Raw genomic sequence first — 25,974 nt, 5'->3', positions numbered from 1 at the left:
ATCAGCCATCATGCCGTCATACCCTCATTTACCGAAAGCACAAGATGCAGCCCGTCAACGACCAGACCCTCGCCCAACTCGCCCAGCAACACGGCACGCCGCTATGGGTGTATGACGCGGCCACCATCCGCGCGCGCGTCGCCCAGCTGGCACAGTTCGACACCGTGCGCTTCGCGCAAAAAGCCAATTCGAACATCCACCTGCTCACATTGATGCGCGAAGCGGGCGTGCACGTCGACGCCGTGTCGCTGGGCGAAATCGAACGCGCGCTGCAGGCAGGCTTTACGCCCGCACAAACGAATGGCGCCGCCGGCGTGGTGTTCACCTGTGATCTGTTCGACCGCGCTACCCTGGTGCGCGTGGCGGCGGCGAAGATCGAAGTCAATTGCGGCTCGGTCGACATGCTGCGCCAGTTGGGCCCAGTCTCGCCCGGCCACCGCGTCTGGCTGCGCATCAATCCCGGCTATGGCCATGGCCACAGCAACAAGACCAATACGGGTGGCGAAAACAGCAAGCACGGCATCTGGCACGAAGAGCTGCCAGAGGCGCTGGCCGTCATCCGCACCCATGGATTGCACCTGGTGGGCCTGCACATGCACATCGGCTCGGGCGTCGACTACAGCCACCTGGAAACCGTCTGCGGCACCATGGTCGACCTGGTGAAAAACATGGGCCACGACCTGGAAGCCATTTCCACGGGCGGCGGCCTGTCCGTGCCTTACCGCGAAGGCGAGCAGCCGGTCGACACGGGCCACTACTTCCAGCTGTGGGATGCGGCGCGCAAGCAGATCGAGGCGCACCTGGGCCACGCCGTGCACCTGGAAATCGAACCGGGCCGCTTCCTGGTAGCCGATGCGGGCCTGCTGCTGGCCGAAGTGCGCGCCACCAAGCAAATGGGCGGCAATCACTTCACCTTGTTAGATACGGGCTTCAATGAATTGATGCGCCCCGCCATGTACGGCAGCTACCATGAAATGTCGGTGATTGCGCATGACGGGCGCGCCCTGGACGCCAGCGCGGCATGCGCCACCGTCGTCGGCGGCCCCCTGTGTGAATCGGGCGACGTGTTTACCCAGCGCGATGGCGGCGTGGTGGAAACGCGTTTGCTGCCAGCAGCGCAGGTGGGCGACTACGTCGTCTTCGAAGGCGCCGGCGCGTATGGCGCGTCAATGTCGTCAAACTACAACAGCCGCCCGCATGCAGCCGAATACCTGGTCGATGGCGCGGATGAGCAACACCCGTCGCGGCTGATCCGCCGCCGCCAGACGGTGGCCGAGCTGATCGCCCTGGAACAGTTCTAAGCGGTTTGCGATACTCGCCCCGTGCGGGCATGCGCATCTGCCAACATCGGGGCAACGCATCGACAACACCAGCGCGGCCGGGCAATACCTGCAGGCGCTGCGCACCTCCCCCTTCGTCAGGCAGATGATGGAGCGCACCTTGCCGTTTGCACCCGGGCCTTTGCCGACCTGACACAAAAGGGCGTGGCTGTGCGCATCCTGAGCAATGCGCTGGAAGCGAGCGACGTGGCGGCCGTGCATGCGGGCTATGCGAAATGGCGCAAAGCGCTGCTGGAAGCGGGCGTGCTGCTGTATGAATCGCGCCGCTCGTGGGAAGCAGGCGAAGCGCGCGCAGCCGGGCCACCTCGGCAGCTCCGCATCGAGCCTGCATGCGAAGACCTTTGCCGTCGACGCGCAGCGCATCTTTGTCGGCTCCTTCAATTTCGATCCGCGTTCGATCGCCTTTGGGCCTCGTCATCGACAGCCCCGCGCTGGCCAGCTAGCTGGGGCAAGCCATGCGCACCAGCATCGCGCCTGCCAGGTGCTGCTGAACCCCGGCGGCACCCTGTACTGGATCGCCCGCGACGCCCACGGCGCCGCCACGCGCTACGATACGGAGCCAGGTAGCAGCGTGTGGAAGCGCATGGGGATGGCGCTTTTGTCGCTGCTGCCGATAGATTGGCTGCTGTAAGCTGTTTTGCCAACACTGTTGTCGGATTACGCGGGGCTTTGCCCCGCTAATCCGACCTACGCTCTTCGCAAGGTCATCGTAGGTCGGGTTAGCGCAAAGCGCGTAACCCGACAAGCACGTAGCCCCCCTCTTTTACCGCACCACCTCCGTCAACACCCGCCCTTCCGACGCGGACGGCTGGCGTATGCGCAGCAGATGGGCCAGGGTCGGCGCAATATCGACCACTTCCGCGTACTGGCCATAGGCGCCCGGCTTGATCCAGCGCGGGCCCAATACCATCAGCGGCACGTTGGTGTCATAGGTGTACGGCGTGCCGTGCGAGGTGCCGCCAACGCCCTTGCCGAAGTACCAGGCCGGCTTTGTCACCAGCATCAGGTCGCCCGACAACTGGCGGTTCCAGGCACGGCGCATCAGGGTATCCATGCGCGTGGCCACAGCTCCCGTTTCCATCTGCGTGCGCGTGTAGACTTGCGCCAAGCCGTCCTGCTGCAGCAGGAAGCGGGCCGCCGCATCTTCCAGGGCAGCGCGCTCGATACCGCTCTTTTCGGCCAGCGCGTAATCGAGGTAGATATTCGGCAGCGACGACGTCGTCACCAGCTTGTCCACGCCCAAGGTCGTAGCCAAGTGCTGGTTCAATGCCGGCACCAGCTTGTCACCGTCGATGCGCTTGGCGGAAAAACCACCACGCGCTTCCGTGAATTCAGGCACATTGGCAAATCCATGGTCAGCCGTCAGCACCACCAGCACGTTGTCCATGCCGACTTTTTTATCCAGGTCGGCAAAGAAGCGAGCCAACATGCGGTCCAGGCGCTGCAGGTGGTCGTGCGACATCTTGCTTTCCGGGCCGTAGGCATGGTTCACATAGTCGTGCGCGGACAAGCTTACGCCCAGGATATCGGGCACGCCGGCCGGATTGCGCCCCAGGTTCTCGCCGTCGACAGCCGCGCGCGCGAATTCCAGGGTCAATTCATCGAGGAAGGGACCGGACTTCAAACGGCTGTAGTACTCGCCATCGAGCTTGCCGCTGTCGCTGTAGTAGGCGAACGGGAAGGTGTTGCGCGTGCCGGGCTTGGCCGGCACCAGGTCATCACGCGCGTCGCGCGCATAGGCAGAATCGGCCAGCAGCGGCGTCCAGCTCTTGCCATAGTAACGATCCTGCGGCTTGGCCGCCTGGTAGCGCTGTACCCATTGCGGATGCTGCTGCATGTAATAGCTACTGCTGGCGAAATTGCCCGTCTTTTCCATATACATATAGGCCGTGCCCGTTTTCCCGGCCAGCAGGATGGCGCCACGGTCCTTGCCCGACACGCTGATGACCTTGGCCTTGTCGCCCGTGGCATAGCGCAACTCGTCGCCCAGCGTACTCACGCGCAGCTTGGTCGGCGCGGTGCCATCGTCCGGCTTGGTCTCTTCGCCGATGTAATGGAAATTGCCATCCTCGGTGCAGTACACGGATTTTTTCGTGACGGGATCGATCCAGTTATTGCCGATCACCCCATGCTGGTAAGGATAGGCACCCGACAGCACGGCCGAGTGGCCGATGGCGGTAACCGTGATGCCATGGGCCTGGTGCGCATCACTGAACCACGCGCCTTGCTCGAGCAGACGGCGAAAACCACCTTGGCCGAACTGCTCGTGGTAGCGCGTCAACTGTTCTTGCGGCAGGCCGTCCACCACCAGCACCACCACCAGCTTGGGTTGTGCGCCAACCTTTTGTGGCGCGGGCGCGGCATGTGCGGACAATGCCAGCAGTAACAAGGCAGGCATTATCTTGCGTGTAAGAGAAATCATGAGTGTCATGGAGTCGTGTAGATAGCTGATTGATGTGCGCGGCAATCACACCGCGGCCAGCCCGGCAGCGTACCCACACAACATGACAAGAGCATGACGGCGCACACCGGGACCGCTGCCATCCTCGTTCAAGCTTGCTTAAAAGTCAAACACTGCCTTCACAACGGCCACCCGCGGGTCGCCCAGCGGCAGCACGTTGGCGTTCAGCACGCCCGCGTAGTACTCCTTGTCGAACAGGTTTTTCACATTCAGGCTGACCCGGTAGCCGCGCCCTTGATAAGCCAGACTGACGTCGGCCACGGTATAGCCGGACACCGCGTAATCGACGGCTGGTCCGGTCTTGCTCGCGTCATGGCGCATGCCCAGGCCGGCCGTCCAGCCGCCCAGCACGCCGCCGCGGAAGCGATAATTGGCCCACACACTGGCGCTTTGGCGCGGCGTATTGAGCAGGCGGCGGCCCGCCATGCCGCCATTGTCTTCGGTCACGCGGGCGTCGAGCACGGTCAGGGCGCCCTGCACGTGCCAGCCATTGCGCAGGTCCGCACTGACTTCCGCCTCGAAACCGCGCGTGCGCTGCTCGCCCGTCTGCACCTGGGCGCTCGACAAGATGGCGATATGGGCCGGATCCGGGTCGGCCGTGGTGACGTTGGTGCGCGTCAGGTCATAGATGGCCATGGCGCCGTTAATGCGCCCGCCGGCAAACTGAAACTTGCTGCCCACTTCCGTCTGGCGCCCTTCTTCGGGCTTGAACTGCACGCTGAAAAAGTCGCTGCCGCTGACAGGCAAGAAGGAAGTGGCGTAGCTGACATAAGGGATGATATTCGGCGTCAATACATATGACAGCGCCGCATTGCCGGTGGTCGACGCGGTATCTTGGCGCTGCGTGACATTGGTCAGGCCGTTGAGCTCGCGGTTGCGCGCGCGGTCGTGGCGCACGGCCAGATTCAGGCGCCACTGCTGGTTCAATGTGATCTGGTCACGCAGGTACAAGCCGCTCGACGATACCGTAGTATTGCTCAGGCGGTTGGCCGGCGGGCATGTGACAGCCATGTTATAGACCGGATTCAGCACATTCAGGGCGCCGATGTGGCACGCCTGGTTGGCATAGCGCACGCGGTCGTGATTGAGGTCGAGGCCAGCCAGTACTTTGTGTTGCATGCCGCCAAGCGCAAACGTGCGCGAGGCATTGGTGTCCAAAGCGCGGTTGTTGCCATCGACATCTTGCAATTGGGCCGAGCGGCTTAGCAGCAACTGGTTGACGGACAAGCCGGACAGCGGCACAAAGCGGCCATCCATCGACATGCTCTGCCAGCGGAAGTTCTGCGCCACTGTCCAGCCATTCTCGAACCTGTGCGCCAGGCTGTAGCCGACTTGTTTTTGCGAGGAGTCATAAGGGCCGAAACCGGGCTCGCCATAGAATTGATCGCGCTTGAGCGGGCCATTGCGATTCGGCAGCAAAGTTCCCTTGAGCGGCGCGCCCTGGGTGCGCAGGTATTCGCGGCGCGTATAGGAACTGAAAATGGTGAAGTCGGTGCTGGCGCCCAAGTCCAGCGACAGCGATGGCGCCAGGTACTGACTCTTGAACCAGACCTGGCCGGTCTGGTCGTCGGTGTCGGACCACAGGCCGTTGATGCGCCATGCCGCCTTGCCACTGTCGTTCAAGGGCCGGCCCAAGTCAAAAGTAGCCTGCTTGTAGTTGTAGCTGCCGACGGCGAAGCCGGCCTGGTTAAAGCCTTCGGCGCGCGGACGCTTGCTGACCATATTGACCATACCACCGGGCTGCACCAGGCCGAAATTGATCGAAGCCGGGCCTTTGAGGATGTCGATTGACTCTACGCCGAACACTTCCTGCGCCACATAGTTAGACTGGTTCAGCTTCAGACCGTCCACGTAAATCGACTCCGAAGCGCGCTGGCCGCGGATAGAGAAGTCATCCCAGCCACGCTTGCCCCAGGTGCCCGACGACACGCCGGCCGAACTCTGGATCGCTTCGTTGAGGGTAGTGACCTGGCGCGAATCGAGCAAGTCGCGCGTCAGCACCGAAATCGACTGCGCCGTCTCGAACAGTGACAAGTCAGACTTGGTGGTGCTGGCGCTAGCGCGCAAGGCGCCAAAGCCCGCACTGTCGTCGCGGCTGCTGGCCACGTGCACACTCACGATGGCGTCAGGCGCGGCATCAGCGTTCGCCGCGACAGCCGCGCTACCGTCGGCCAGGGCCGGATTGCAGAGCAAGGTGGAAGAAATAGTCAGGCACAGCAGGCGCGCGGCAAAGGCGATGCGACGGGGTGTAGGCAGGATATCATGGAGCATCTTCACCTAGTTGAGAATGATTCTTATTATTATATGTAAATTCTGGTAAAGATGCCATGGTGATCTTGTTTTACGCGCCGTTTTCCAGCCTTGGCCAGGGTTGCATGTCGGCACAGGCAAAAAAAATGCCGCGCATGGCGGCGCGGCATTGTCATGCGTTTTCCTGATCAATCGTTTTTAATCACAATGCTCGGAAACTTGTTGCTCATATCCTTGGCTTTCTCCGCCACCTTGATGGCGATGGTGCGGGCGATCTGCTTGTAGATCGCGGCGACGGGGCCATCCGGCTCGGCCACGACGGTCGGCGTGCCTGAATCGATCTGCTGACGGATCGCCATGGTCAGCGGCAAGGCGCCGAGAAATTCCACGCCAAAGTCGGCGCACATCTTTGCGCCGCCGCCGGCACCGAAGATTTCTTCCGCATGGCCGCAATTCGAGCAAATGTGGGTGCTCATGTTTTCCACCACGCCCAGAATCGGAATGCCGACTTTCTCGAACATTTTCAAGCCCTTGCGTGCATCGAGCAGCGCGATGTCCTGCGGCGTGGTGACGATGACGGCGCCGGTGACGGGCACTTTCTGCGACAGCGTCAATTGAATGTCGCCCGTGCCTGGCGGCATATCGACGATCAGATAGTCGAGGTCGCGCCAGTTGGTCTGGTCCAGCAATTGCTGCAAGGCTTGCGTGACCATGGGGCCGCGCCACACCATCGGCTCGTCCGGATCAATCATGAAGCCGATCGACGATACTTGCAGGCCATGGTTTTCCATCGGCTCCATGCTCTTGCCATCGAGCGTCTTCGGCTGGCCGCTGATGCCCAGCATCATCGGCTGCGATGGGCCATAGATATCGGCGTCCAGCATGCCGACGCTGGCGCCTTCGGCAGCCAAGGCCAGGGCCAGATTGACGGCAGTAGTCGATTTGCCAACTCCGCCCTTGCCGGAAGCCACCGCAATGATGTTTTTCACGTTGCTCATCGGCTTCAAGCCGCGCTGCACCGTGTGCGAAATGATTTTCGACGACACGCCCACGCTGATATTTCCCGCGCCCGGCAGCACCCGCAGCGCGGCCAGCACGGCTTTACGGATCAGGTCGATCTGGCTTTTGGCTGGGTAGCCCAGCTCGATGTCGAGGGAAATATCACTCCCATCAACTTTCAGATTCTTGACGGTTTTACTGGAAACAAAATCTTTATGTGTATTGGGATCAATAACCTGGGCCAGCGCGGCCTTGACGTCTTCTACTGTGATGCTCATGTAAATCTCCATGTGTACTACCTACGTGCAATATGCGCAGTCTAGCGCAAATTCGCCAGGCGCGATCAAGACAAAAGCATCCGTTGCCAACGCTGCATCTGCTCATATTGCGTTTCCGCTGTTAAAATGACCTATTATCCATCCCAAAAGTGCATCAATCATGACTCGCAAGCTGTTCGTCACCACTGCCCTGCCTTACGCAAACGCCGCTTTTCACATTGGCCACATCATGGAATACATCCAGGCTGATATCTGGGTCCGGTACCAGCGAATGCAACGCGATGGCACAGCTAGCCGTGAAGTGCACTTTGTGGGCGCCGATGATACACATGGCACGCCCATCATGATCGCTGCCGAAAAGGAAGGCATCACGCCGCAGCAATTCGTCGCCAACATCGCCGCCGGCCGCGCCCAGTACCTCGATGGCTTCCATATTGCCTTCGACAACTGGTATTCGACCGATTCGCCGGAAAACGTTGATCTGTCGCAATCGATCTACCGCAAACTGCGCGATACGGGCTTGATCGTCACGAAAACCGTCGACCGTTTCTTCGACCCAGTCAAGGGCATGTTCCTGGCCGACCGCAACATCAAGGGCGAATGCCCGAAATGCGGCGCCAAGAACCAGTACGGCGACAATTGCGAAGTGTGCGGCGCCGCTTACCAGCCTACCGACCTGGTCAATCCGTTCTCCGTGTTCACCAACGCGACACCGGTAATGAAGCCGTCGGAACAGTATTTCTTCAAGCTGTCCGACCCGCGCTGCTTCGAGTTTCTCAAGGATTGGCTCAACACGCCAGGACGCTTGCAGCCGGAGATGGTCAACAAGGTCAGCGAATGGCTGGGCGAAGCGGGCGAAAAGCTGGCTGACTGGGATATCTCGCGCGATGCACCCTACTTCGGCATCCCGATTCCCGATGCACCGGGCAAGTTCTTCTATGTGTGGATGGACGCACCGGTCGGCTACCTGGCCAGCCTGAAAAACTATTGCGACAAGAAAGGCCTCGATTTCGACGCCCTGTTGAACGATCCTGCCACGGAACAAATTCACTTCATAGGCAAGGACATCGTTTCCTTCCACTTGCTGTTCTGGCCCGCCATGCTGAAGTTTGCCGGCCACCCGGTGATCGACAAACTGAAAGTCAATGTCCACGGCTTCCTGACGGTGAATAACGAAAAAATGTCGAAATCGCGCGGCACGGGCATTTCGCCGCTGCGCTACCTCGATCTGGGCATGAACCCGGAATGGCTGCGCTACTACATCGCCTTCAAGCTGAACTCGAAAGTGGAAGACCTGGACTTCAACGGTGAAGATTTTGTCGCCCGCGTGAACAGCGACCTGATCGGCAAGTATGTCAACATCGCCAGCCGCTGCGCCGGTTTCATCGCCAAGCGTTTCGACGGCAAGCTCGCATCGATGCTGTCGCCAGGCGCGCAAAGCTGGATCAAGCGCGCGCTGACGGTGGACGTGAATGGCGTCATCGTCGAGCGCCAGGCCAGCATCGCAGCGCACTTTGAAAACCGCGAGTTCGGCAAGGCCTTGCGCGAAATCATGGAGATCGCCGACATCACCAACCAGTATGTCGATGAAAACAAGCCGTGGGTCCTGGCCAAGGACGTCGAAAAGACGGCCGAACTGCACGACGTATGCACCACGGCCCTGATCCTGTTCCGCCAGCTGACGATTCTGCTGTCGCCGGTACTGCCGGGCGTGGCAAAGAACGTCGCGTCCTTCCTCAACGATGCCGAATTCACCTGGGCCGACACGCAAGTGTTCGGTGACGCCGTCTCGAACAGCATGCTGGGCCGTACCATCGGCGCCTACAGCCATTTGATGACGCGCATGGATGCGAAGATGATCGAAGCGCTGTTTGATGCACCCGCAGCCGCTACTGCTGCTGCACCAACTGGCGATGCCGTGCTTGACGCCGCCGCTCCCGCCGCCGCCGCCATCGAAGAACTGGCGCCCGAAATCAAGATCGACGACTTCCTCAAGGTCGATCTGCGCATCGCCAAGATCGTCAACTGCGAACTGGTGGACGGCTCCGACAAGCTGCTGCGCCTGACCCTGGATGCGGGCGAAGGTCGCCTGCGCAATGTGTTCTCCGGCATCCGTTCGGCGTATCAGCCGGAAGAACTGGTCGGCAAGCTGACGGTGCTGGTGGCCAATCTGGCGCCGCGCAAGATGAAGTTCGGCATTTCCGAAGGCATGGTCATGGCGGCGTCCGCCGCCGATGAAAAGGCGAATCCGGGCATCTACATCCTGAACCCTTGGCCAGGTGCCGAACCTGGCATGCGCATCCGCTAACGATCGACACCAGGACCAACAGGAACCGATGATGAATATCGTGGTGCGCGAAGCAACGAATGCCGATGCACAACTGATGGCCGATCTGACCCGTGCTGCGTGGGCCGGCAAGGTCGCGGCCTCGTCCAGCGGACACCACGAGACGGCGCAGCAGGTACAAGCCCAGCTGCGCCACGGCGGCGGTTTTGTGTTGTTGATCGACGACATTCCAGCCGGTTCGCTGCGCTGGATGCCGCTCGATAGCGACTCCGCCATCTGGAAGATTTCACGCATGGGCGTGCTGCCAGCTTACCGCGGCAGCCACGTCTCACAACACTTGCTCGAAGCCATCATTCATCACGGCCTGTCGTGCCAGGCCGAGGAATTGCGCCTGGCCGTGCGGCGCGACCAGCGCAAGCTGATCGATTTTTATGCGGCCTTCGAATTCGAACTGGCCGAAGAACTGGAATATTCGCACGCCAATCCCGCTGAACCGGCGCCGATGGTGATGCGACGCCTGCTGCGTTATTGATTTTTAGCAATTTCGCCCCCGGACTGACCGATACAACAACCCGCCAAGCGACATGGCGCGGTAAAATACGGCCGCCTGACCTTACTTATAAGACACTCAGAAGAAAATATGAAACTGCCTGCAAAACACAACAACTACGTATCCGACCATACCTTGTTCATCGCCGAACTGAAAGCCAAAAACCCTGGCATGGAAGCGGGCCAGCAAGCCGGCCGCGCCCTGCTGTGGGACAAGCCGGCTGTCAGCATCGATGAGCAGGAGCGCCAGCTGGCATCGGCCGTCAAGCAACAGCCTTACGTCTACCAGAACAAGAACTAAGATCTGGAACCGGCACGATGTTGCCTGAAGATTCTGCAGTGATGCCGCAAGCCGACGCTGCCGGTGCCGGCGCGGTCATCGAGTTGCCACAGCCGCTTATTGGCGTCGATGGTGGCGTTGATGGTGGCGGCCCTGCAGCCCCTGCGACAGCGCCGACGGACGCAGCGCCCGCCGCCGATGCCCTGGGCATTGCCCGCCTGTATGGCGAGCCCATGCTGCGCATGCCGACGGATTTATACATTCCGCCGGACGCACTGGAAATCTTCCTCGAAGCCTTCGAAGGCCCGCTCGACTTGCTGCTCTACCTGATCCGCAAGCAAAACTTCAACATTCTCGACATTCCGATGGCGCAGGTCACCCTGCAATATCTGAAGTATGTGGACCAGATTCGCGTGCGTAACCTGGAGTTGGCCGCCGAGTACCTGCTGATGGCAGCCATGCTGATCGAGATCAAATCGCGCATGCTATTGCCATCACGCAAGAGCGACGTCGAGGAAGACGGCGGCGACCCGCGTGCCGAACTGGTGCGCCGCCTGCTCGATTACGAGCAGATCAAGCTGGCAGCCTACGACCTGAACGCCATCCCGCAGTTCGAACGCGATTTCGTGCGTACGCAGATTTTCATCGAGCAAAGCCTGACGCCGACTTGGCCGGAGGTGGAGCCGGTGGACTTACAGCAGGCGTGGCTGGACGTGCTGAAACGCGCCAAACTGACCCAGCATCACCGCATCAGCCGCCAGGAACTATCGGTGCGCGAGCACATGTCGAGCATCCTGCGTCGCTTGCAATCGTCGCGCTTTGTCGAATTTAGCGAGTTGTTCGACATTGCCGGCGGCGTGCCCGTGGTGGTGGTCAACTTCGTGGCACTGCTGGAACTGGCCAAGGAAACCCTGATCGAAATCACGCAAGCAGAACCGTTTGCCCCCATCTACGTCCGGCTGGCATATTCGCCCGCCTGATCCTCTCCCTTTGTCACTGACCACCGTACAACGGGGTTTTAGCGAAAGCAATCCATGAAAATTATTTCCGACATTGAAGAATTGCGCGACCAGCTCAGCGGACAGCTGCGCACGGCGTTCGTCCCCACCATGGGTAACCTGCATGAAGGCCATTTGTCGCTGATGCGCCTGGCGCGCAAGCATGGCGACCCCGTCGTCGCCTCGATTTTCGTGAACCGCCTGCAATTCGGCCCGAACGAAGACTTCGAGAAATATCCACGCACCATGGCGGCCGACATCGCCAAGCTGGAAAAGGAAGGCGTCTACGTGCTATTTGCGCCGACGGAAAAGGAACTGTATCCGGAGCCACAGGAATACCGCGTACGCCCACCCGATGACCTGGGCAATACCCTCGAAGGCGAATTTCGCCCCGGCTTCTTTGAAGGCGTATGCACCGTCGTCACCAAGCTGTTTTCCTGCGTGGGCCCGAGAGTGGCCGTGTTCGGCAAGAAGGATTACCAGCAGTTGATGATCATCCGTAACATGGCGCGCCAGTTCGCGCTGCCGACAGAAATCATCGCTGCCGAAACGTACCGGGCCGACGATGGCTTGGCCTTGTCCTCGCGCAATATGTATCTGTCGGAAAGCGAACGCGCGGAAGCACCGGAGCTGTACCGTGGTCTCACAGTCGTCGCCGAAGAAGTGCGCAAGGGCAACTTGGCGGTGGGTGAACTGGAACAGGCGGCGATGCGTGTGCTCGACGGGCGTGGCTGGAAGTCGGACTATATCGCCGTGCGCAAGCGCGCCAACCTGCAAGCGCCGAGTGCCGCCGAACTGGCCGCCGGCGAGCCGCTGGTGGTCCTGGCGGCCGCCAAGCTGGGACAGACGCGCTTGATCGATAATCTGGAAATCTGATATCAAGTTCGACGGGGACATTCGGCCCCGTCTCTTTATCGCCCCAGCACTTTTCCATTCCTGCCAGCTGGAACTCGGCAAACAGCCGCTTGTCGTGGCCGCGTGCAGCCTGCCACATGTCATCGCTACCGCATCGAGCACAACGCCCTCTCACGCCCACAGCTTGTGCTGGGTCGCAGGCAGCCTCCGGCTGCGCAGAATGGCCTTTGCCTGGGCAAAAACTAAAGGTACTCAGCGCATCGGCCATCCATGACGCCCACCGTACTGACTGTGCGATGGCGGCCACGCATGAGGCCACCAGCCGGGGCAGCGTCGACGCCATTGCCCCCACGCGAGCGTTGGATGAAGCAACAAACTGCGCGCGCGGACGGCTTGGTGCCGTCAAGGGACAAACCGATGAAAAAAACGCTGCCAGTTCATTCACACGGGCAGCGTTTTTTTTAAGTGTAGCAAACCGGGATCAGGCGCCGGCTTTTTCCAGCTTCTCGAAAATCTTGTTCAGCTTTTCATCGAGGGTCGCGGCCGTGAACGGCTTGACAACATAACCGCTGGCGCCGGCTTGCGCGGCGGCGATAATGTTTTCTTTTTTCGCTTCTGCGGTGACCATCAGCACCGGCAGCTTGGCCAGTGCGGGATCGGCGCGGATATGCTGCAGCATCGTCAGGCCGTCCATGTTAGGCATGTTCCAGTCCGAGACAACGAAATCATACGATTCCGCGCGCAGCTTGGCCAGGCCCATCACGCCGTCTTCCGCCTCATCGACGTTGGCATAACCCAGTTCCTTCAACAGATTCCTGACAATGCGGCGCATCGTCGAAAAATCGTCAACGACTAAAAATTTCATCTTTGGATCAGCCATGAATAACTCCGTTGTTTCTGTAGCGGTTTGTTAATAATATCGACATGAATGCCGACATTATGGTCGACACTACGGCAGCAAGTTGTAGGATAGCATTTTCGTTGCTTTTAGGCGAACAAACTTGCCCCAGATCATACAAAACGTGGCTTACACGCGCAAAGCACGCATGCCATGCGCAGCCAGGTATCCCAGCACCATGCCCGGCAGCGCCGTCAGAGCGCCGACCTCATGCGTAGCACCGACGGCGATCGCCTCGCGTGGCATGCCGAACACCACGCAACTTGCTTCATCCTGCGCGAAATTATACGCTCCTGCAGCCTTCATCTCCAACATACCTTGTGCGCCATCCTTGCCCATGCCGGTCAGGATCACGCCGACGGCATTCTTGCCCGCCGATTGCGCGGCAGAACGGAATAATACATCGACCGAGGGGCGGTGACGATTGACCGGTTCGCCCTGGTCGATCTTGGTCATGTAGTTGGCGCCGCTGCGCGTCAGTGTCAGGTGCGAATGGCCGGGCGCAATATAAGCATGGCCGGGCAGCACGCGTTCGCCGCCTGCTGCTTCCTGCACCGAGATCTTGCACAGTGAATCGAGACGGCGCGCAAACGAGCGCGTAAATCCCTCCGGCATATGCTGCGTGATGAGGATGCCGGGACAATCGGACGGCATCTGCATCAGGAATTCACGGATCGCTTCCGTGCCGCCGGTGGAGGCACCTACGATGATCAGTTTTTCGCTCGACGTCAAGGGACTGCGCAGCGCGGGCAGCGGCGTGGCAACCTTGTCACCGGCCGCCGGCAGGGTGCGCGGGCGGATACGTGCCTTCGAGGCGGCGCGGATCTTGTCGGCGATCATGTCGGTGTACTCGCGCATGCCGCTCTGGATCGACATCTTCGGCTTGGTGACGAAATCGACGGCGCCCAGCTCCAGCGCGCGCATGGTGATTTCCGAGCCGCGCTCGGTCAACGACGACACCATCAGCACCGGCATCGGACGCAAGCGCATGAGTTTTTCCAGGAAGTCGAGGCCGTCCATCTTCGGCATCTCGACGTCAAGGGTCAGCACGTCGGGGTTGGTCTGCTTGATCATCTCGCGCGCTACCAGCGGATCGGGCGCTGCCCCCACCACTTCCATGTCGGGTTGGCTATTCACGATTTCCGTCATGACGCTGCGTATCAGCGCCGAATCATCCACGATCAATACTTTGATCTTCATAACATATCCTTCCAGGCCTTGCGGCCCTTATTCTTAATCGGTAAAACGCCAGACAAAACCGTCGCAAGGCGCACAGCGCGACGCGCAGTAGATTTGGTCTGGTGTTACTAGAACAGCTCGATCTCGCCGCCCACAGGCGCCACCTTGAGACGGCTTGCGTAATCGAGTTCGCGGCGTACCAAGGTGTCATTGTGCGTCTGCATCAGCTTTTTCACCAACACCTTGCCGGTGCGGGGGAAAAAATATACCTTGCGCGGGTGAATATCATTCAAGTCCTCGGCCACCACGCGCATTTTTTCGGCTTTCAGGTAATTGATGACGAAGGCCGCGTTGCGTTCCCCGACGTTAATCGCCGTGAAGCCGCGCAGCACGGCACCGCCGCCAAACACTTTCGCTTCCATGTTCTCGCGCCGCGCGCCGGCCTTCAGCAAATCGTTGATCAGGATCTCCATGGCGTAGGTGCCATAGCGCATCGATGCTGAAATCGGGCTGTTAGGATCGCTGCCGCCGTCGGGCAGCATGAAATGGTTCATGCCGCCCAGGCCCGAGACCCGATCGCGGATGCAGGCTGAAACGCACGAGCCGAGCACGGTGACGATCAGCATATCCTTGTTGGTAAAGTAGTACTCACCAGGCAAGATCTTGGCGGCCTCACAATTGAACGTCCTGTCGTAATAGACGTTAGTGGCGAATTGCTCTTTGGATTCCATGCTCATATTTCACTCTCATGTACGATGCGACGATGCCTTGGGCGCGGCGTCCCGCGACTGGTCGAGCTCATAGACTGTTTTACCGCGTAGCTTCAATGAATCCGACACGTACAGAAAATTCTCCGAGTGGCCCGCAAACAACAGGGCATCGGGCTTCATCAGCGGCACAAAGCGCGACAGTATCTTGCGCTGCGTTGCCTTATCAAAATAAATCATCACGTTGCGGCAAAAGATGACATCGAAATGTCCCGTCAAGGGCCAACTGTCGGCCAGCAGGTTGAGCGGCTTGAACGTGATCATCTGGCGCAGTTCCTGGCGTACCCGCACCTGCCCATCGCGATCGCCCTTGCCGCGCAAGAAAAAGCGCCGCGCACGCTCGGCCGGCATCTTCTCGAGCCGATCCAGGTTATAGACGCCATTGGCGGCCGTGGCCAGCACATTCGTATCGATATCCGTGGCGATAATGGTGACCGGCGGCGTGAGCGTGTTGAACGCCTCGCACACCGTCATGGCGATCGAGTAAGGCTCCTCGCCGGTGGAACTGGCTGAACACCAGATGGTGATCGGCCCACTCAATTTTTTCACATGCTCGGCCAGCAGAGGGAAGTGATGCGCCTCGCGGAAGAATGACGTCAGATTGGTCGTCAGCGCATTCGTAAACGCCTCCCACTCGTCGCCCATGCGGCCAGCTTCCAGGTCGTCCAGGTAGCGCACGAACGAGGAGATGCCGGTGGCGCGCAAGCGCCTGGCCAGGCGGCTGTAGACCATCTCCTGCTTGCTGTCGGCCAACGCGATGCCCGCTCGCTTGTAAATCATGGCGCGGACTCGTTCAAAGTCCTTGCCAGTGAAATCGAACTCCTTGACCGAATCCATTTTATTTTGCGGCATTTTATTTTTACCTCTCTATGACTACTCTGACCAATGCCTTTGCAAGTATAACTAGCGGGACCGGGTTGTCGTCAGAATTCTTCCCAATCGTCGCCACTGGCCGCTGCCGGCTTTTTTGCGGGCGGTGGCGTGCCGGCCTGCGCCGTCTTGGCCAAGCGCCGCGTATTGGTCGTCACTGCCGGCACCAGCCGTGCCGCCGCCTTCACCGGTACGGGCGCGGGCGCGGACGCCAGCGCCGCGCTCTCGCCGTCGAGCTTGAAGATGCTCACGGCGTCGGCCAGCTTCTGCGCCTGGTCCTGCATGCTTTCGGCGGCCGCCGCCGCTTCCTCGACCAACGCCGCATTTTGCTGCGTCATCTGGTCCATCTGCGCGATGGCCTGGTTCACTTCCTCGATACCATGGCTCTGTTCCTGCGTTGCCGCCGTGATCTCACCCATGATGTCGGCCACCTGTCGTATCGACGACACGATCAGGCCCATGGTCTGCCCAGCCTCATCCACCAGACGGCTGCCAACATCGACCTTGTCGACCGAGTCGCCGATCAGGCCCTTGATCTCTTTCGCTGCGCCAGCGGACCTTTGGGCAAGATTACGCACCTCGGACGCCACCACCGCAAAACCGCGACCCTGCTCGCCTGCGCGCGCCGCTTCGACGGCCGCATTAAGCGCCAGGATATTCGTCTGGAACGCAATGCCGTCAATGACGCCGATGATATCGACAATCTTGCGCGAACTTTCCTTGATCGAGCCCATGGTATCGACCACTTGCGCCACCACCTTGCCGCCCTGCTCTGCCACCGACGATGCCGACACGGCCAGCTGGTTGGCCTGGCGCGCATTGTCCGCGTTCTGCTTCACGGTCGACGTCAACTCTTCCATCGACGATGCCGTCTCTTCAAGCGAACTGGCCTGCGTTTCCGTGCGGGCCGACAGGTCAGCATTGCCGCTGGCAATCTCTCTGGACGCTACGGTGATGGTTTGCGTTCCGTTACGCACGTCGCTGACCGTCTGCACCAGGCTATCGTTCATGTCTTTGAGCGCCTGCTGCAATGCGCTCGTTTCATCCTTGCCCTCGACCACCACGCGCGATGTCAGCTCGCCGGCGGCCACCTTCTGCGCCACCGCCACGGCACCGGACAGCGGCACGGTAATCGAGCGCGTGATGAAGATGGCGCACCAGGCGCCGATCGCCACCGCCGCGCCGCCCAGAATGAACAGTATCATCATCAGGCGCGTATCGGCCGCCAGCGAGTCGTCCATGAAGCTTTGCTGGGCCACATGCTGCAAGTCGAGCAGCTTGTTGATGTCGGCCAGGGTGGTCTTGTTCAAGGGGTCGATGCGGGTGGCAATCACCTTGGCAGCGCCCTCGCTGTTAAACGCCAGCACCTGCCCCATCGCTTCCTTGAAGGCGGCATCGACTTCGCCGTCGACCTTGGCGACATTGGCCAGCAGCGTCTTTTCGCCATCGGACAGACCCAGGCTGGACAGCTTGCCGCGCGCACCTTCGTACAGCTTGCGTTGCTCGCGCACCTTGCCCTCTTCCACCTGCATCAGCCCCACATCGCCCTGCAGGCCGATATTGCGCATGGCGATGCCGGTTTCGAGCATCGCGCTTTTCATCAGCGACGCCTGCGTATTCTTTTCACTTGCCAGTGCCAGGCCCGTGAGCAACTGGGACTTGTTACGGTAATTCAATGCATTCGCCGAAACGATCACCACCACCAGGATGGCGAGGATGCTACCGAAACCTATTCCCAACCGGGTGCCTATCTTGAAATCACGCAAACTCATTACAGTCTCCAATATTTCTGTGAACGGCGCCCTTTCAACCGTAAGGCGCCGTGTTGTGGCCTGGCCTCTGTCGGACCTTGCAGCCTGCCAGCGCGCGTTAAGCGTTAAGCGTTAAGCATTAAGCATTAAGCACTAAGATACTGCGCGCGTCGGCACATGCATATTTGCAGTGATGCTTGGCGTGGTAAAGCGGCGACGCACCGGGCGTCGCCTTGCTGCCATCGGGCCGCTTACGCCGCCAGCTTGTCGATCAGGCCCATCTCGCTGCTCGACATCAGTTTGTCGATGTCGACCAGGATCAGCATGCGTTCGTCGATGGTCCCCAGGCCGATCATATAGTCGGTCGAGAAGGCCGTGCCCATTTCCGGCGCAGGCTTGACCTGCTCAGGGCTGAGGGTGGTCACGTCGGAGACGCTGTCGACCACCATGCCGACGATGCGCCCGCCGATGTTCAGGATGATCACTACCGTGAACTGGTCATACACAGGTGTGCCCAGGTTGAACTTGATGCGCATGTCGACCACGGGAATGATGATGCCGCGCAGGTTGATCACGCCCTTGATGAATTCAGGCGCGTTGGCGATGCGGGTGACCGCTTCGTAGCCACGGATTTCCTGGACCTTCAGGATATCGATGCCGTACTCTTCTGAGCCAAGGGTAAAGGCCAGGAATTCACGGCCGGCGATGTCATTGCCGTCGCCCGCATTGCCTGCGGATTTTTGTTGAGTATCTGACATGGTGTGTTTTCCTATCTTAATCTATCGGTATTACGAAAAAATGGACTCGTCAGCCAGCTGGCGAGAGGAACGGATCAGGGCGGCAACATCGAGAATCAGCGACACGCCGCCATCGCCCAGGATAGTGGCTCCAGAAATGCCCACCACCTTGCGGTAGTTCGACTCGAGGTTTTTCACCACGACCTGCTGTTGCCCCACCAGGTCATCAACGAACAGGGCCGCCTTGCGCCCTTCCGTCTCGAGAATCACGCAGATGCCTTCCGAGGGACTGGTAAAGCGCGGTGCGATATCGAACATCTGGTATAGCGGGATCAAGGGCAGGTACTCGCCGCGCACCTTCACCACCTGGCCACGGCCAGCGATGTCCTTGACATCCTCAACGGCTGGCTGCAGCGATTCGATGACGAAGCCCAGCGGTAAAATATATACTTCGTCGCCGACACGGATCGACATGCCGTCCAGGATGGCCAGGGTCAGCGGCAGAGAAATCGAAATCGTCGTGCCAAAGCCCTTCGCCGAACGGATGTCGACGACGCCGCCCATGGCGCTGATATTGCGCTTGACGACATCCATGCCCACGCCTCGTCCCGACACGTCGGTGACCGCCTCGGCGGTGGAAAAGCCGGGCGCGAAGATCAACTGCCATACTTCGGCGTCGCTCATCGTGTCGGACACGTCCAGTCCCTGCTGCTGCGCCTTGGCCAGGATGCGCTCGCGGTTCAGTCCCGCGCCATCATCGGATACTTCGATGATGATGTTGCCACCCTGGTGACTGGCCGAGAGGAACAGGCGGCCAGCCTCGGTCTTGCCGGCTGCCACGCGGGTGGCCGGCATTTCCACGCCGTGATCGATGCTGTTGCGCACCAGGTGCGTCAGCGGATCGACGATGCGCTCGATGAGGCCCTTGTCCAGTTCCGTGGCGGCGCCATTGGTGATGAAATCGACCTTCTTGCCCAGCTTGGTCGCCAGATCGCGCACCATGCGCGGGAAGCGCGAAAAGACGAAATCCATCGGCATCATGCGGATCGACATGACCGCTTCCTGCAAGTCGCGCGTATTGCGCGTCAGGTGACTGACGCTGTCGAGCAATTTCTCGTGCAGCATCGGGTCGAGCGCACCTGCGCGCTGCTCGATCATCGCCTGCGTAATCACCAGCTCGCCCACCAGGTTGATCAGCTGGTCGACTTTTTCAATCGAGACGCGGATCGACGACGATTCGGCACCAGCCTTGTCGCCCTCTTTCTTGGCCGGTTTCTTTTCCTGCTCTACCTCGGTCGCGGCGCTCGCCACGACCGGCACGCCGGCAGCGCCGGCGTTGCCTGCCTTGGCGGCGTCGGCGCGGATCTGGTCCAAGGGCTGGAAAAAACCATAGCCCTGTTCGGTGTCGCTGCGCACATCGGCGGCGGCGCGAATCTCCTCGAGCGGCTGGAAGAAGCCATAGCCGGGGTCCATCGCGCCCGCAGCGCCAGGCGCCCCAGGCAGCGGATCGAAGAAACCATAGCCCTGGGCTTTTTCCTGCGCCTTGCGGGCCGCTTCAGCTTCGCCTGGTGCCAATGGTGGCGCCTGCGTGATCACCATGTCGTCGGGATTGAGTACGAACGAACAGATGGCCAGGATATCGTCGAGGCTTTCATGCGTCGTCACTTCCAGCATCTTGCGCGCATCGGCCAGCGTGGACACGGCGACGTCGCCCAACAAGCCCAGTTCGGCCGCCAGCGCATCGACTTCGCGCTCTTCCATCTGCGGCAGCGCGAGACGATAACGCTGACCACCGGCATGGTTGACAGCTTCTTTTTCCGCCGTATGGAAAGCTGGCGCGACGGGCGTGAGCGCAGCCACGGGCACGTCCGACGAGAACGACTGCAGCATCATGCGCACATTGGCCACGGCATCCTGGTCGACGGCGCTGCCCAGGCGATGGCCGTCGAGCTGCATCTTGAGGATGTCCTTGGCGGCCAAAAAGGCATCGACGTGATCCGCCGTCAGAGCCATCTGGCCCTGGCGGATACGGTCGAGCAGCGACTCGAGGATATGCGTCACCTCGCTCATGTCGGAAAGGCCGAAGGTCGATGCGCCCCCCTTGATCGAATGAGCGGTACGGAAAATAGCATTCAAGTCTTCGGCGTCAGGCGCCGCAATATCGACGGCCAGCAGCAGTCGTTCTTTTTCAGCCAGCAGTTCTTCAGCCTCATCGAAAAAGACCTGAAAAAACTGGCTAATATCGATGGTCATAGGGTGACTCCGTCATTTGCATCGTTGCGCTGCGCGGCTAGCATCAGCCGATCACCTTCTTGACCACTTCAATCAGGCGTTGTGGATCGAAGGGCTTGACCAGCCAGCCATTGGCACCGGCGGCACGTCCTTTCGACTTCATTTCGTCCGACGACTCTGTCGTCAGCATCAGGATGGGTACCTTCTGATAATTCGGCAGTTCGCGCAGCAGCTTGATCAGCTCCAGGCCATCCATGCGCGGCATGTTCTGATCCGTCAATACCAGGTCCACGCTTTGCAGCTTGGCTTTTTCCAGTCCGTCCTGGCCGTCGACGGCCTCTACCACCTGGTAACCGGCGGCTTTCAGACTGAACGCCACCATCTGGCGCAATGAGCTGGAATCGTCCACTGCAAGTATCGTTTTGGCCATCTTTGCTCCCACTTATTCCGGGCATCCTGCCCGAGTATTTGATTAAACAATCCACGCAACCGCAAGCGTTTCGCACTGGTATGCTAAAACAGCTCGATGTCGCCACTTTCCAAATGCTGTTGACTGACAGCCTTGCGCAGTACGCTGCGCAACTCCAGGCTTTGAATCGCCAGCGCCATGCTGACCCGCCCCAGCAAGGCGACAATTTCTTCGTTGTCGCTTTCCGGCAACATCTCCGCGCTATGCGAGCCCAAGGTGCCGAGGAACTCGCGCAAGCCCGTCACGCGCTTCAAGGTGCGGGCGATCAGCTGGCTGGTCATATCCTGGAACTGCAGGCTAGTGATGGCAGCATTGACATAGCCCCCCACTTCGTCCTGCAGTGCCAGCAATTTTTCCCGCTGCTGCTCGGCCGGAATACCACCTTCGAGCAACATGGCGATGGTATCTTGCTGCGCAGCGACAGCTGCATGTATCGCCATAAAATTGAAGGACAGCTTCTCGATCGCCTCTTCCAGCAAGATGCCGGTCTGCATCAGGTCGGTTTCCACCTCCGTCAAGTGCTTGCCGCCATGGTCCGACACGCCAGACATCAGGCGCTTTACATGCGAGCCAAGTATTTTCTTTCTTGTCATAAAGGTCTCATTGTTTCAATACACCACGCGTTGACATCATTACGTGTTATTTTTTCACCGCTGCCGGGCTGGCAGCCGGTGCCGCCGCAGGCGGCGCACCCGATACCAGCCCTGAAGCGACAGCGGCGGAAGCGGCATCGGTCACCGGCAGCTCTATCGCCGCCCCATCGCGCAGCACATTTTCTTCCGTGCGCTTGTTCATGACGATGATGCTGATGCGCCGGTTGATCGGATTGAAAGGGTCAAGCTTGTCCAGGTGGGCGGCCGAGCCCAGTCCCACCACGCGCAATACTTTTTCTTCCTTCATGCCGCCTATCACCAGTTCGCGCCGCGACGCATTCGCGCGATCAGCCGACAACTCCCAGTTGCTGTAGCCGGCATCGCTCATGTAGGGCGTCGAGTCGGTGTGCCCGGACAGGCCGATGCGGTTCGGTACTTCATTGAGCACGAAGCCGATGGCATGCAAGATTTCCTTGGTGTACGCTTGCAGATTAGCATTGGCGAGCGCAAACATCGGACGGTTCTGCTCGTCGACGATCTGGATGCGCAAGCCTTCGCTGGTAATATCGAGCAGCAATTGATTCTTGTACTTTTTCAGCAGGGGATCGGCATCGATGGTCGCCTCAATGCGCGCCTTGAGCGCCTGCAGGCGCTTGCCCTCCTCGCGCTCGAGCGCGGCCTTGGCGGAATTGAGGTCAAACGACTTGCGCTGCTGCTCTTCCTGCGCCTTGCGCACTTGCCCATCCTGGCGTGACAGATCCTGGCCACCGCCCTGGATCACGGAATTACTTTCGCCGCTGCCTGAGCCGCCCGCCATCGCCACTTTCAAGGGGGTCTTGAAGAATTCGGAAATGCCGTTCAAGTCGCCCTTCGAGGTGGAGCCCAACAGCCACATCAGCAGGAAGAAAGCCATCATGGCCGTGACAAAATCGGCGTAGGCGATTTTCCACGCCCCACCATGGTGGCCGCCAGCCGTCTTCTTGATACGCTTGACGATAATCGGGCGCATGCCTTCATCGGCCATGGCGTCCTCCTTTCGTGTCCTGCAAATAAATCATAGTGTCCATGCGTATGTACACAGCTTACTTCGTTTTCGATTTCTTGATATGGTCTTCCAGCTCGTTGAACGTCGGACGCTCCGTCGAGTAGAGGACCTTGCGGCCGAACTCCACGGCCAGCGCCGGCGCATAGCCGTTCAGGCTGGCCAACAGGGTGACTTTGACGCACTGGAACATCTTGCTCGACTCTTCCAGCTTCTGCTCGAGCAGGCTGGCCAGGGGCCCGACGAAACCATAGGCCAGCAAGATGCCGAGGAAGGTACCGACCAGCGCGTGCGCGATCAACATGCCCAGTTCGGCTGGCGGTATGCCCACCGATTCCATCGTGTGCACCACGCCCATCACGGCGGCGACGATACCGAAGGCGGGCAAACCGTCGCCCACCTTGGCAATCACGTGGGCCGGCACGGCGCCTTCGTGATGGTGCGTCTCGATTTCATTGTCCATCAGATTTTCAATCTGGAAGGCGTCCATATTGCCCGATACCATCAGGCGCAGGTAATCGGTCATGAATTCGACGATATGGTGGTCGGCCAGCACAGCCGGGTACTTGGAAAACAGAGGGCTCTCTTCGGGCTTGTCGATATCGCCTTCGATCGACATCAAGCCTTCCTTGCGCACCTTGCTCAGTACTTCGAACAGCATGGACATCAGTTCCATGTACATGTCTTTGGTATAGCGCGAGCCTTTGAACAGGCTGGGCAAGGCGGCAATCGTCGCCTTGATCGACTTGTTATTGTTACCAACAAGGAAGGCGCCCACAGCGGCGCCGCCGATCATCAGCAACTCCAATGGCTGGAACAGCGCCGCAAGATGCCCGCCCGCCATCGCGAAGCCGCCAAAGACCGAGGCGCAGACGATGATGTATCCGATTATGACTAACAAGTGCCCTGACTCCCAATAATGGCCGGGACTGCGTACCCGGCATGTTCAAACCTGTTCCCGCCCTCTGGCGACTGCGCCGACGAAGAAGGCCGCGACAAAAATGACTAAAAGTCAATAAACATGGCCGCTTTTCAATGCAATTTCGAGAAAATGCCTTCTGGAACTACAATAACGTGAGATTGCCCTATGGGCAAGCAAATAACGCAGACAATTGCTTAAAAGCACCATATGTAAAGCAAAGGGCCGCCCTCTGTGGCGGCGATGGTCTTGTCGGGTCGGCGTGCCGCAATCTGGAATTCGTAACTAAGAAGCATACTTCCGGGCAACATTTCTCTTTCCGCCTTGCGCCACAGGGCCGCCATGGCCGTCGGCGACAGATAGGCAAAGACCGCATCGTAGCAACTGAAATCGAGCGCTTCGTAGTCGCCGCGCATGAAGCGCGCGCGACTGCCTGACAGCCGCGCACGCAGACGGCTCGCCAGCCACGGCAGTGGCGCCAGTTCGATGCCGGAAAACTGCCCATCGGGCCGACGCTGGGCCAAGTCCAGCACCAGGCCGCCCAGGCCGCTGCCTATATCGATCAGCCGCACGCCGGGACGGTCCGCGATCAACGCGGCGACCGCATGCCATACGCGCGGCCCCGACGGGTAAAACGGCACTTGCGTACGAAACGTCGACCAATACAGGCTCAGCAAGAAAATAAACGCCGCCAGGAACACCGTCGGCGGCCATTCCAGCAGGCTGGCCGCCAGCAGCGCAGGCGCAAACAGCAGGCCGATGGCGCACCACCAGCGCGCCAGGCGCGCGCGCCAGGTAATGAGCGCCGCCAGGATGCCTTGCAGCATGGCGACGACTGGCAATGAGACGGTCACGCCTGCGCGCACCAGTCCATATACCAATAGCAATAGCAAGGGAAAGGCCAGCAGCTGGATCAGGATGGCCTTGAGCGCGGGCGCGCGCAGGATTTGTTGCAGCATGAGACAGTTATCGGAGGAAAACGCCAGTGTAAGCGAAAGCACGATGAAAAAACCGGAGTCCGGTATGGCGAGCGGCTCCGGCTTGTGCGATGCAACTAATATCAGGCGTTCATATCCTGCGGCGCGACAGCGGCAGCTTCGTCGCGCGCCTTCTTGGTCTTGCCCGCACGCGAAGGCATGTGGCACAGGCCGCAGACATAATCGGCATTCAGGTCGAGGCAGTTGACGACAAACTTGCCGCCGCACTTGCCGCAAGGCGCCATGTTCAGCATCTTGCTGCTGAAAAAGCGCACCAGAGTCCAGGCGCGCGTCAGCGACAGCAGCGGCTCCGCCCCCGCCTCGGGTGGCATCTGTTCCAGATACAGTTTATACGCCTTCATCACGGCTTCGATACCGGTGGCACCGGCGTGGTCAACGAGGAATTTGTGGATATTGATGAACAGCGATGAATGAATATTCGGCTGCCAGGTGAGAAACCAGTCTGTGGAAAAGGGCAGCATGCCCTTCGGCGGCGAGACACCTTTCAATTCCTTGTAGAGATTCAACAGGCGTTCGCGCGACAACGACACCTCTGTCTCCAGCAATTGCAGACGCGCGCCCAACTGTATCAACTCGATGGCCAGCTGGATTTCCTGCGCTTCCGATACAACACTTTTCTTGGCCATGCTGACTGCTCCGCGACTGAAAGACACTAATTTAACAAGGTTTCCGGCGAAAAGTTCAGTGCAACACGTGTTACCGAAGACAGTAAAAATATCGGGCGAGGCAATGCGCCGCCATGGACATTGAGGAAACCTTAGGCGATTTCTTCGACGCCCTGACCGGCCATCAGAATTGCTGCGTGCGACTGGGCCAGCGAACGATCCTTATTATAGTTCGTTAACATGCCCAGGATGGCGCTGTCGTCAAAGCGGAAGCGGGCCAGCATCATGTTGCCACCAGCGAGCTTCAGGATCTGCGCATTGCTCATGCCTTCGATCAATTCTGCGATGTCGGCGGCTATGCCCAAACGGAAGATGGCCGTTACCTTGTCTGCACGAATCATTTGCTGGGCCAGCATCAAGTAGCTCAGGTTAGCGTCGCGAATCTCAGCCATCATGTCGTTAGCAGTCATTTCCATCTCCTCAATCCGTTGAATTCAGCTGGCGTTGTTTGTTGCCAGTGAGATACATTCTGCAGGAGCGACATGAAACGCAACAGAGGCGGATCGCTGTATTTTTGGTCAGGCAATAGAGGGTGCGATCGTAGGTGTTTGTCTGAC

24 protein-coding genes are annotated in these 25,974 nt (G+C 59.6%); 7 read left to right on the top strand and 17 right to left on the bottom strand.

The features are described from left to right. Window positions 1–44: 44 nt before the first annotated feature. The gene (gene lysA / locus H4V96_RS07140) at window positions 45–1,301 is read left to right on the top strand and encodes a diaminopimelate decarboxylase (protein WP_196856624.1); all 1,257 of its coding nucleotides are present in this window, start codon (window positions 45–47) and stop codon (window positions 1,299–1,301) included. A gap of 292 nt (window positions 1,302–1,593) precedes the next feature. Beyond that, window positions 1,594–1,971, top strand: a complete 378-nt coding sequence (locus tag H4V96_RS07135) for a hypothetical protein (protein ID WP_196856623.1) — start codon at window positions 1,594–1,596, stop codon at window positions 1,969–1,971. Between the two features lie 132 nt (window positions 1,972–2,103). Here the strand turns inward: H4V96_RS07135 and H4V96_RS07130 are convergent, their stop codons facing one another. The 3 genes from H4V96_RS07130 to apbC all read right to left on the bottom strand — a co-directional run bounded on the left by H4V96_RS07130 (window position 2,104) and on the right by apbC (window position 7,328). After that, a complete protein-coding gene (locus tag H4V96_RS07130) occupies window positions 2,104–3,738 on the bottom strand; it encodes an alkaline phosphatase family protein (protein WP_280720822.1) in 1,635 nt (544 codons plus the stop codon). Window positions 3,739–3,900: 162 nt separating this feature from the next. Continuing rightward, on the bottom strand, window positions 3,901–6,072 hold the full coding sequence (locus H4V96_RS07125) for a TonB-dependent siderophore receptor (protein WP_196856621.1): 2,172 nt from the start codon (window positions 6,070–6,072) through the stop codon (window positions 3,901–3,903). A 167-nt stretch (window positions 6,073–6,239) separates the two neighbouring features. Beyond that, window positions 6,240–7,328 carry an iron-sulfur cluster carrier protein ApbC gene (gene apbC, locus H4V96_RS07120; RefSeq protein ID WP_196856620.1) on the bottom strand — a complete coding sequence of 363 codons (1,089 nt, stop codon included), beginning with the start codon at window positions 7,326–7,328 and terminating at the stop codon, window positions 6,240–6,242. A 160-nt stretch (window positions 7,329–7,488) separates the two neighbouring features. Here apbC and metG point away from each other — a divergent pair, with 160 nt between their 5' ends. From metG to panC, 5 genes are all read left to right on the top strand, one after another. Then, window positions 7,489–9,636 carry a methionine--tRNA ligase gene (gene metG, locus H4V96_RS07115; RefSeq protein WP_196856619.1) on the top strand — a complete coding sequence of 716 codons (2,148 nt, stop codon included), beginning with the start codon at window positions 7,489–7,491 and terminating at the stop codon, window positions 9,634–9,636. Between the two features lie 31 nt (window positions 9,637–9,667). Next, window positions 9,668–10,147, top strand: a complete 480-nt coding sequence (locus H4V96_RS07110; RefSeq protein ID WP_010396689.1) for a GNAT family N-acetyltransferase — start codon at window positions 9,668–9,670, stop codon at window positions 10,145–10,147. A gap of 108 nt (window positions 10,148–10,255) precedes the next feature. Next, window positions 10,256–10,465, top strand: a complete 210-nt coding sequence (locus H4V96_RS07105; RefSeq protein WP_010396687.1) for a DUF3460 family protein — start codon at window positions 10,256–10,258, stop codon at window positions 10,463–10,465. 17 nt (window positions 10,466–10,482) lie between these two features. After that, window positions 10,483–11,424, top strand: coding sequence for a ScpA family protein (locus H4V96_RS07100; protein ID WP_196856618.1), 942 nt, complete (start codon window positions 10,483–10,485; stop codon window positions 11,422–11,424). 54 nt (window positions 11,425–11,478) lie between these two features. After that, window positions 11,479–12,318, top strand: a complete 840-nt coding sequence (panC, locus tag H4V96_RS07095; protein WP_010396682.1) for a pantoate--beta-alanine ligase — start codon at window positions 11,479–11,481, stop codon at window positions 12,316–12,318. A gap of 460 nt (window positions 12,319–12,778) precedes the next feature. On the opposite strand, the gene cheY is transcribed toward panC, so the two are convergent. From cheY to flhD, 14 genes are all read right to left on the bottom strand, one after another. Then, complete coding sequence (cheY, locus tag H4V96_RS07090) at window positions 12,779–13,177, bottom strand: chemotaxis response regulator CheY (RefSeq protein ID WP_010396677.1); 399 nt, start codon at window positions 13,175–13,177, stop codon at window positions 12,779–12,781. A 147-nt stretch (window positions 13,178–13,324) separates the two neighbouring features. Next, window positions 13,325–14,395: a chemotaxis response regulator protein-glutamate methylesterase gene (locus H4V96_RS07085; protein WP_010396676.1), complete on the bottom strand. Its 1,071-nt coding sequence runs from the start codon at window positions 14,393–14,395 to the stop codon at window positions 13,325–13,327. Window positions 14,396–14,502: 107 nt separating this feature from the next. After that, on the bottom strand, window positions 14,503–15,111 hold the full coding sequence (gene cheD / locus H4V96_RS07080; protein ID WP_010396674.1) for a chemoreceptor glutamine deamidase CheD: 609 nt from the start codon (window positions 15,109–15,111) through the stop codon (window positions 14,503–14,505). Window positions 15,112–15,120: 9 nt separating this feature from the next. Further along, window positions 15,121–15,993 (bottom strand): CheR family methyltransferase, encoded by an 873-nt coding sequence (locus tag H4V96_RS07075; RefSeq protein WP_010396672.1) that lies wholly within the window; start codon window positions 15,991–15,993, stop codon window positions 15,121–15,123. A gap of 71 nt (window positions 15,994–16,064) precedes the next feature. Then, window positions 16,065–17,783, bottom strand: a complete 1,719-nt coding sequence (locus tag H4V96_RS07070; protein WP_010396670.1) for a methyl-accepting chemotaxis protein — start codon at window positions 17,781–17,783, stop codon at window positions 16,065–16,067. Between the two features lie 230 nt (window positions 17,784–18,013). After that, complete coding sequence (locus H4V96_RS07065) at window positions 18,014–18,520, bottom strand: chemotaxis protein CheW (protein WP_010396668.1); 507 nt, start codon at window positions 18,518–18,520, stop codon at window positions 18,014–18,016. Between the two features lie 30 nt (window positions 18,521–18,550). Further along, window positions 18,551–20,752, bottom strand: a complete 2,202-nt coding sequence (gene cheA / locus H4V96_RS07060) for a chemotaxis protein CheA (RefSeq protein WP_280720821.1) — start codon at window positions 20,750–20,752, stop codon at window positions 18,551–18,553. Window positions 20,753–20,795: 43 nt separating this feature from the next. Then, a complete protein-coding gene (locus H4V96_RS07055; RefSeq protein ID WP_010396662.1) occupies window positions 20,796–21,161 on the bottom strand; it encodes a response regulator in 366 nt (121 codons plus the stop codon). Between the two features lie 83 nt (window positions 21,162–21,244). Further along, on the bottom strand, window positions 21,245–21,793 hold the full coding sequence (locus H4V96_RS07050; protein WP_029496290.1) for a hypothetical protein: 549 nt from the start codon (window positions 21,791–21,793) through the stop codon (window positions 21,245–21,247). Window positions 21,794–21,839: 46 nt separating this feature from the next. Continuing rightward, window positions 21,840–22,817 carry a flagellar motor protein MotB gene (motB, locus tag H4V96_RS07045; RefSeq protein WP_010396656.1) on the bottom strand — a complete coding sequence of 326 codons (978 nt, stop codon included), beginning with the start codon at window positions 22,815–22,817 and terminating at the stop codon, window positions 21,840–21,842. 58 nt (window positions 22,818–22,875) lie between these two features. Beyond that, window positions 22,876–23,736: a flagellar motor stator protein MotA gene (gene motA / locus H4V96_RS07040; RefSeq protein ID WP_010396655.1), complete on the bottom strand. Its 861-nt coding sequence runs from the start codon at window positions 23,734–23,736 to the stop codon at window positions 22,876–22,878. A 215-nt stretch (window positions 23,737–23,951) separates the two neighbouring features. Next, complete coding sequence (locus tag H4V96_RS07035; protein ID WP_196856616.1) at window positions 23,952–24,713, bottom strand: class I SAM-dependent methyltransferase; 762 nt, start codon at window positions 24,711–24,713, stop codon at window positions 23,952–23,954. Window positions 24,714–24,814: 101 nt separating this feature from the next. Then, a complete protein-coding gene (gene flhC, locus H4V96_RS07030; RefSeq protein WP_070347028.1) occupies window positions 24,815–25,378 on the bottom strand; it encodes a flagellar transcriptional regulator FlhC in 564 nt (187 codons plus the stop codon). 131 nt (window positions 25,379–25,509) lie between these two features. Then, a complete protein-coding gene (gene flhD, locus H4V96_RS07025; protein WP_010396649.1) occupies window positions 25,510–25,827 on the bottom strand; it encodes a flagellar transcriptional regulator FlhD in 318 nt (105 codons plus the stop codon). Window positions 25,828–25,974 lie beyond the last annotated feature (147 nt).

The organism is Janthinobacterium sp. CG_23.4, from assembly GCF_029892305.1.
Lineage (GTDB): Bacteria > Pseudomonadota > Gammaproteobacteria > Burkholderiales > Burkholderiaceae_D > Janthinobacterium > Janthinobacterium lividum_D.
The sequence above is the reverse complement of the archived record's forward strand: the minus strand, read 5'-3'. Positions and strand labels throughout refer to the sequence as shown.